Below are 2,878 nucleotides of genomic sequence, written 5' to 3'. Positions count from 1 at the left end.
CTGTACTCAATGTTCACGGTTGCACCCGGCCAGCACGTACCGCTGAACCTTCGCGAAAGCCCTTCATCTTCAGGGTCGTTCAGGCCTGGGGCTTGCGGCGCGATGGTGACTTTCAGCACAAACCAGTTTGGCGACTGATGACCGTCGAGAAATTGCTTTATGTGTACCTCACGCTCGAACGACGGTCCCCAGACCGTTGAAGCCTTGGTAGACCATCGCCCGCCGTCGACCTCAGCTTCAGGCGCTTCGAGGTATCCGCTATTGGGCCTGTTTGGATGCACCATGGCTCCGTTGAAGCCTTTGCCGCTGAAGGTCGGTTGGTAGTCGTTGGTGAATTGCACGTCACTGACATCGGGGAGAATGTTTTTGACTTCGAAGGTCAGCGGGAGCGACTCGATCCAGCCGCTGGCGTTGTCAGCGATTTTTTGAATGACGGTAACGTTGTAGGTACCGACAGTCCATTCCTGCGCTGCGGTGCTCCATGTGCCACTCGGCATCACTTCGGCATTTGCGGGCGTGGGAACTTGCACCGTCCCCCCCCTGACGGTGAACTGGACTTCAGATTTGCGTTTGGAATCGTAATAACCCTTGCCGGAGAAAGTTACTGTAGTTCCAGCGAAGGTGACGGTGGGCTGTTGCAGGGTGGGCGGGCGAATCCTGAAGGCTTGTGGTGCACTGCGTCCGGATGACACGCCATCCAGATCCTGTTCGACAACAAGGCTGATCGCCCCTGGCGGCACTTTGATCATCCCCTCCCACGGCCCGTCTACATCGCTAACGACTTCCCAGCCAGGAACGGAATCATTCGTCAGATCGAAAAATGCTCTCAATCGCGCGCCAGCCAGGCCGTTGGTTCCTTTCAGGAGGAAGTCTGGATCATGGATTGCCAACTCAGGTGGTTCGGATATTGACGGCACACCCATGACTCTGAAAGTCGCGGCCTCGGTATAAAAATGACTGATATTCGGTGATTTGAGTTCAGCGGTAACCGAGATCGTCCCACTTACTGGGACCTTTGTTGCCTTAGCCTCCCAACTCGTACCGGCATCTCCGACAGTAATAACGTCGCTCCAGTTCTCATAGTGATTTGAGTGCCCAACTACTCTGATATCAGTACCCGACGCAGCAATACCTCTGAAACCAACCACATCCTTTGCCAACATCAAAGCATTAGCTGCCGGGAAAGTAATTCGAGCGCGGTAGACTGTTATATAACCCGTCCGCTCGGAAACCTTACCACCGTACATTTGATATGCTTGAAACATTAGAGAATTTTTGTTTTCTGCCACGGTGACTGGCACTGACCAAGGATCGTAGAAAGCCTCTTTTGCCCCAATCGTACCGCGCCCATCGTCCAGGACAACAGTATAACGGTATATTGCCCCCGTACCCTTGACAGCGAAAGTTGAAGATGTGAAGTTTCGGATTGCACTGATGGTTGGAATGGGCATCCGATAATTGGCGATCTTGTAGGTTTTCAGAACCGGATCACTTGCGTTATCTACATCATAAATATAATCGAACCCCACTGTTACGTTTCTCTGATTGGCGATAATCATTTCTCGATAGGGTTCATCAAGATCGATCCACTCACCGGTCTGGCGAGCACTGCCCGTCAGTTCTCTTACATTACCTTCACCGCTAACCAACGAAAGATAGAATTTTACATTCCCTTCATAACGTCGATTCTCTTTTGCTCTGTACGCTGACACGATGCAAGTAAATGTCGAACCATCGTAGGAGTAGGCATAGCTCACTCGAAGCTGCGCCCACCTACCGTCTTCTTCCGCGTGCAGCTCATGGGTTACAAATGCCACATCCGTTCCGATCTCCTCAGCGCGGACTACCTCTTGTTTCGGGGGCAAGCTGTCGGAAGGATCTTTAATACCATCATCTTGTTCCATGGCCGGATCTCAGAAAGGGCAAGCTGGCTGATAGATAAAACAGGTCACATTCATTGAATACCGATGCGCCGCATCGCTACACCTGTAAAACCTGACAGTCCCGACCAACGGTAACTATTCCACGCCTTAATATGCTTGCGTCCTTCAGCCATTAAACGCGACTGCATCAGCTTGCGTTGTTGCCACACATCACTCAGAGTTCACCAACTTGTACATATGAAACGCCGCCCGGCATGGCTGATCAGGCGCGCGGCTTCGACTTCAAAACGCGCACTGTCCGCCCAATCGGACATCGTTGCGTCATCCGCTGCGTCAGTCAGAGTCTGCCGGAATCGGTACCAGTTACCCGCCAGCGGCAGTGCCCGCGTCGCCTCCCCGCGCCACTGCTCATCGACCACAGGTGCCTGAGCCAGCCACTGCACGTCCGGGTTGTACCAACTCACGACGGCGCCCACGCCCGGACGACCCTTGCCGCTGAACTGCACTGGCTGAGTGACCCAGCGTCCCGCCGCCGGCTCGTCGAGGACAGGCACAAAAGTACCCAACATGACCGAGCGCAGGGTTTCAAACGATTCGAAACCGTCCCGGGATGCGAATGCCTCCAGCCGGTAAAGCCCCCCGACCAGCGAACTTGCATCGAGCATCGCTGACCAGGTGCGATTTTCCTGCACGATTCCACTTGCCGGCTCTGAGCGCGTGGCACCGACCAGCGTCACCGTAACCGTATCGCCCGGCACGCCGAAACCGCACACCACCACCTGCTGCCCGATGGCATCGTCCTCGATCGGGGTTTCAATGAAGGGGGCGGCCGGCACGACGTCAAAGTGCAGCGGCTCGCTGTCTTTCGACTCCTGCAGTGTGCCGCTTTCATCCATGTACCTTTGCCGAGCCCAGATTGTTTTGCTGCCCACCGGCAACGTCACTTCGGCTTGCCAAATGCCGTGCCAGTCGACATCGACATTACTGAGCAGAGG

Annotated in this window: 2 pseudogenes; both read right to left on the bottom strand. The window is 54.8% G+C overall.

Annotation, left to right across the window (positions count from 1 at the left end):
* Positions 1 to 1,904: pseudogene (locus OQK_RS30465) on the bottom strand (hypothetical protein); the annotation flags it as partial.
* A gap of 200 nt (positions 1,905 to 2,104) precedes the next feature.
* Positions 2,105 to 2,878 (bottom strand): annotated as a pseudogene (locus OQK_RS17170) (hypothetical protein); the annotation flags it as partial.

This window comes from Pseudomonas sp. R62, assembly GCF_000257605.1.
GTDB classification, from domain to species: domain Bacteria; phylum Pseudomonadota; class Gammaproteobacteria; order Pseudomonadales; family Pseudomonadaceae; genus Aquipseudomonas; species Aquipseudomonas atacamensis.
Note: the sequence above shows the minus strand (reverse complement) of the source record. Positions and strands in the feature narration are given on the sequence as shown.